6 protein-coding genes and 1 pseudogene are annotated in these 5,144 nt (G+C 64.8%); 2 read left to right on the forward strand and 5 right to left on the reverse strand.

Annotation, left to right across the window (positions count from 1 at the left end; all coding sequences use genetic code 11):
* Positions 1-162 precede the first annotated feature (162 nt).
* The 3 genes from AC1D00_RS25705 to ku are packed head-to-tail and all read right to left on the reverse strand — an operon-like array spanning position 163 to position 2,027.
* Positions 163-768 carry a cell envelope biogenesis protein TolA gene (locus AC1D00_RS25705; RefSeq protein WP_477012580.1) on the reverse strand — a complete coding sequence of 202 codons (606 nt, stop codon included), beginning with the start codon at positions 766-768 and terminating at the stop codon, positions 163-165.
* A 6-nt stretch (positions 769-774) separates the two neighbouring features.
* The gene (locus AC1D00_RS25710) at positions 775-1,101 is read right to left on the reverse strand and encodes a hypothetical protein (RefSeq protein WP_477012581.1); all 327 of its coding nucleotides are present in this window, start codon (positions 1,099-1,101) and stop codon (positions 775-777) included.
* The gene (gene ku, locus AC1D00_RS25715) at positions 1,098-2,027 is read right to left on the reverse strand and encodes a non-homologous end joining protein Ku (protein WP_477012582.1); all 930 of its coding nucleotides are present in this window, start codon (positions 2,025-2,027) and stop codon (positions 1,098-1,100) included. The genes AC1D00_RS25710 and ku overlap by 4 nt, the downstream gene beginning before the upstream one ends.
* A gap of 241 nt (positions 2,028-2,268) precedes the next feature.
* On the opposite strand from ku, the pseudogene AC1D00_RS25720 reads away from it, so the two are divergent.
* Positions 2,269-3,135: pseudogene (locus tag AC1D00_RS25720) on the forward strand (3'-5' exonuclease).
* Between the two features lie 44 nt (positions 3,136-3,179).
* On the opposite strand, the gene AC1D00_RS25725 reads toward AC1D00_RS25720, so the two are convergent.
* Positions 3,180-3,368, reverse strand: a complete 189-nt coding sequence (locus tag AC1D00_RS25725) for a DUF3606 domain-containing protein (protein WP_477012583.1) — start codon at positions 3,366-3,368, stop codon at positions 3,180-3,182.
* Between the two features lie 110 nt (positions 3,369-3,478).
* Between AC1D00_RS25725 and ligD the strand changes: the two genes are divergently transcribed.
* Positions 3,479-4,399: a non-homologous end-joining DNA ligase gene (gene ligD, locus AC1D00_RS25730; RefSeq protein ID WP_477012584.1), complete on the forward strand. Its 921-nt coding sequence runs from the start codon at positions 3,479-3,481 to the stop codon at positions 4,397-4,399.
* Between the two features lie 46 nt (positions 4,400-4,445).
* Here the strand turns inward: ligD and AC1D00_RS25735 are convergent.
* Positions 4,446-5,144: MFS transporter (locus AC1D00_RS25735; protein ID WP_477012585.1), on the reverse strand; the 699-nt coding region annotated here is incomplete at its 5' end.

The following is a 5,144-nucleotide window of genomic DNA, read 5'->3' on the forward strand; positions in this document are numbered from 1 at the left end:
GCATTGACGCAGCGGGGAGCCAGCACCACCTGGGTCCCGGAAGGCAAATAAGGAAAATCGGGAGAGCGGAGCGAAGTCGAGCTTCGCTTTCCGGGTCGTCCCGTCAGCGTTTGGCGCGGCGGCATGCGCAGCGAGCTATTTCCAGCCTCGAATCCTGTCGGCTTACTCCTTGGCGCGGCGCAGCGCGTCCTTCAGCTTTTCCCGCTCCCCCGCCCATCGCGTGTCCTCGGTTTCGATCCGCTTCTCGATCGCGGACCGTTCGGCATCTAGGGACTGGGCCTTCTCCTGATGATTCCTTTCAGCGGCGTCCAGCGTCGCCTGGGCTTTCGCGACGAGCTTCTCCCGCCGGGCGCGCTCCTTCTCCTTCGCCGCGTCTTCCTTTCGGCGCTCCGCGTCCCGGAGCTTCTGCTCGCGCTCGAATGCAGCAGCGGCTTTGCGCGAGTCCTCCACGCTTATCTTGGAACTGGGCCGCCGTTTTGGCTCCGGACGACGGCTCTTCTTCGGCTTGGCTCCTTCATCGTCCAGGTCGGGTAAATCCGCATGCTCCGCGAACGGCCCGTTAGATCCGGCTGCCCGCCTCAGCACGACGCCAGGCTTCGCCATCGTTGCGGCGACCACGTCCGGATCGTCGGCTTCCTTGGCGTGCCCCTGATGGAAGAGGTTGCTGCCCGCGCCCCACGCCTCCAGCGCCGCCTTCATGGAGGGGGCGGCGATCGCGAGATCGTAGAATCCGAGCGAGGTCTGATAGGTCTTCAGTTTCCGGGGCATCCGACGTCACCTGCGCGACCGTGAAATCTCGGCATACCATGCGGCGTAGGGCGTGTTCTTCGCCATGTGTCGGTTCAGATCAGGCGCGCCGTCCTTCCACCAGACCGGACCACGCTCGCCCAATGCCCGCTTTGCACGATCGACTGCACGGTGCGCGGTGGCTTCCACCGCGGCGTCTGCGTTCGCTTTGGCCTGACGGACGGCCCGCCGCGCTGTCATCAGCCGGCTCACCAGCCTGGCGCGTTCATCATCTTCCAGATCCGGATTGGCCATTCGCCAGGGGCGACCGCGGACGACGAAGTACCGTCCGTCCGGGGTCACCGGGTACTTCACGCCGACTTCCGCCGCGCCCCCGTGGCCGGCTTCTTCGCGGCGGCCTCCTTCGCCGGCTTTTTGCCGGCGATCGGCATCAGCATTTCCTTTTGGCCAGCCGCCGCCTTGCGCGGCTTCTTTGCCCCCTTCTTGGGAGCCTTGCTCTCGGCCGCAGCACCGCCGACGCTCTTGCGCAACGCGTCCATCAGGTCGACGACGTTCTCGCCCTTGGGCCGATCCTTCGGCACGATCGGCYTGCCGGCGCGCTTCTGGTTGATGAGATCGACGAGCGCCGTTTCGTACTGGTCCTCGAACTTGTCGGGTTCGAAGTTGCCGGCCTTCTGCTCGACGATGTGCCGGGCTAGGTCGAGCATGTCCTTGGTGACTTTCACGTCCTTGATCTCGTCGAAATACTCCTTGGGGTCGCGGACTTCGTAAGGGTAGCGCAGCAGCGTACCCATCAGCCCCTTTTCCAGCGGCTCGAGCGCGATGATGTGCTCGCGGTTGGTCAGCACGACCCGCCCAATCGCGACCTTGTCCATCTCCCGGATGGTCTCGCGGATCACCGCGAACGCGTCGTGCCCAACTTTGCCGTCCGGACACAGGTAGTAGGGCCGGATCAGGTAGCGCGGGTCGATCTCGCTGCGGTCGACGAACTCGTCGATCTCGATGGTCCGGGTCGATTCCAGGGCGACGTTCTCGAGCTCTTCCTTGGTGACCTCGATGAACGTGTCGGTATCGACCTTGTAGCCCTTCACGATGTCCTCGTTCGGGACCTCGTCGCCGGTGTCGGCGTCGACCTTCAGGTACTTGATGCGGTGGCCGGTCGCCCGGTTGAGCTGGTTGAAGGAGATCTTTTCGCTCTCCGAGGTCGCCGGGTAGAGCGCCACCGGGCAGGTGACGAGCGACAGGCGAAGAAAGCCTTTCCAGTTGGCGCGGGGGGCCATGAACGCGGAACTCCAAATAGGGTACCTGGACTCAAGACGAACGGGGCCGAGCGGTTCCGACATGCGCCGAGCCGGTCAACAGGAAAATCGGCCAGTCGTCCGCAGCGCGCCCGAGCAGGTCCGAAAACGTCGTGAATCGCTTGTTTTCCTGGTACCTCGTGCAGGTTTTGGCCGGTATTGTGGACCAATGGACGCGCTGACCCAGCCCCTCAGAGACGAGCATTTTCTGGACCTGGCCGCGATGGCCGAGGCGCTCGCGCGRTCCGGGGACTACAGGGTGCTGCGCCGCCTGGTCCCGCGCCCGGTCCGCCCCGCGACACCCGGACCGGAGGTCAGGACGGCTATCCTGCTGGACACCGAGACGACCGGCCTCGACCAACGCCCGCGACGAGATCATCGAGCTCGGCATGGTCAAGTTCGACTACTTGCCGGACGGCCGCATCGTCGGCGTCAGAGACGTCTTCTCGGCCTTCAACGAGCCCTCGAGTCCGATCCCGCCCGAAGTAGTCGCGATCACGGGCATCACCGACGAAATGGTAGCCGGCCACAAGCTAGACGAGGCCGCCGTCGCGGCCTTCGTCGACGGCGCAGTGATCGCGATCGCGCACAACGCCGGCTTCGACAGGAAGTTTTCCGAGAGATACTGGCCGATCTTCGAGCGGGTGGCCTGGGGCTGCAGCATGACCGAGGTCAATTGGCGAGCGCACGGTTTTGCGGGGAGCCAGCTCGGATACCTGCTCAACGGGGCGGGCCTCTCCACCAGGCGCACAGGGCCGTCGACGATTGCCACGCGCTGCTGGAGATCTTGGACTTCGTCCTACCGACGACGGGCGCGCCGGCGCTCGCGCTCCTCCTCGATACGGCACGCCGGAAGACGGTCCGGATCTGGGCGGAGCAATCGCCGTTCGAGTTGAAGGATTCTTTGAAGAAACGGGGCTATCGCTGGTCCGACGGCAGCGACGGCCGGCCGAAGTCTTGGTACGTCGATGTCGGCGAGTCCGCCGTCGACGACGAACTCGCGTTCCTGAAGGCGGAGATCTACCTGCGCGACGTCGAGCCGCGGCTCGAGACGCTCACCGCCTTCACCCGCTTTTCGAGCCGAATCTGAGCCCGGGCCGACTGCGATGCAGGGGTACGTCGGCGCAGTGGACGTCAGCGAGCCAAGCGCTTCTCGACCTTCTTGCGCCCATTGCCGACCTTCTTGACCGCTTTCTTGACGGCGGACGCCGAGCGGCCGGTCTTCTTGGCTTCGTAGCCGACTTCGTACTTCTGACCGCCGGCGACGCGGGCCCGGTCCTGATTGCGTCCTCGGGTGGTTTTCTTCTTCGTTGCCTTTGCCATGGTCGGCTCCTTCGTTGAACGATGCCGAAGCAACGTCACAAGGATTCACTGGTTCCGGAACGATTCCGAGCGTACCACCTTGAGTCACGTTTGTTGCGTGGAGTTCGTTCGTGGCGTTTGCGCGTAGGAAGCCTGCCGATATCGGAATCAAGGCGCCTTTCCCGGATTTCGTGGAGCCGGCCCTGGCATCCTCGATCGAGAGGGTGCCGTCCGGATCCCGATGGATTCACGAAATCAAGTTCGACGGCTACCGCGTCCAGGTCCATCTGCACAACGAGGCTGTCAAGGTCTTCACCCGGCGCGGTCACGACTGGACCAACCGATTCAAGAAGGCCGCTCACGACGCCTGGCATATCAAGGCGAGCTCCGCGGTCGTCGACGGCGAAATCGTCGTGCCCGCCGCCGACGGCACCACCGACTTCTCCGTGCTGCAGAACGAGTTGAGGGGGAGTTCGAAACGAATCGTGCTGGTCGCCTTCGACCTGCTCTACCTGAATGGACGCGACCTGCGGAAGCTTCCGCTTCATCAGCGGAAGGCAGAGCTCAAGAAGATCATCGCCGGGACCGATGTTCAATTCAGCGAGAGCTTCGAAATCGAGGGCCAAGAGATGTTCGCGCACGCCTGCAAGCTGGGGCTGGAGGGCGTGGTGTCCAAGGTCTGCGACAGCAGCTACGCCAGCGGGCGCGGCAACAACTGGGTGAAGAAAACCTGCGCGCAGCGCGAGACTCTAACCATCGCGGGCTTCGCGCTCGACGGCTCCAAATGGGACGGCCTCTACGTCGGCCGACGCAAGGGCGCCGATCTCGTCTACGCGGGCAAGGTCGACCACGGCTTCGACAAGGTCTCAACCGCCGAGCTCCGGAGGCGGCTAGAGCCTCTCGTCCGCAAGACGCAGCCCTACGCCAAGCAAATCGCCCACAAGGGCGTCTGGGTCGAGCCGAAGTTGCTTGCCGAGATCGAGTACCGGGCCAAGTCGGCCGAAGGGAAGGTGCGGCATCCGTTTTTCAAGGGGCTGCGCGAGGATATCTGACCAAGCAGAAGGACTTCAAAGATCGTTGCAGCAAGCAAGGACGGACCTACTCCGCGGCGGCCGCAACCTTGCTCTTCCCCGCACTCAGCAGCATCAATGCCACCAGTGCCGAAAGGCTGAGGCCGGACGACACTATCACGACCCCCTCGCCGAGAGGTCCGATCAGCAATCCGAACGCGAGCGGCGCCAGCGCCTGCGCGATCCGCGAGGGAGCCCCGATGAGCCCTAGCCGGTAGGCGTAGTTCTCCGGCCCGAAGATGGCGAGCGGCAGCGTGCCGCGCGCGATGGTGAGGATGCCGTTGCCGGCGCCGTGCAGCAGGGCGAAGGCCGCTGCGGCTCCGCCGCCGAAGATACCGATCACGCAGGCGCCGATCGGATGGGTGATGCAGGCTAGACGGGTCGAGACCAGCGGATGGAAGCGTCCCAGGAGGCTCGCTTCCAAGACGCGGGCGGCGACCTGGGCGGGGCCGATCATCATGCCGGCGAAGACTGCCTGTGCCGGCGTCGCACCGAACGCCTCGACGATGCGCGGCAGATGCGCCGCCATGGCCGACGTCACGGTCCAGGCTGCGGCGAAGGCGAACGACAGCAATACCATGGTCCGGTCGATCCGGATGTGCGGTTTGACCGTCGGCCCCAGCGTAGCGGCGGCTCGTTCCGCGCGAGGCAGCACCAGATTCAACGGCAGCCCGATCACGATGTGCGCCGCCGCCCACGCGAAGCAGGTCTCCCGCCAGCCGATGGT

The organism is Bradyrhizobium sp. P2_E8 (assembly GCF_056403875.1).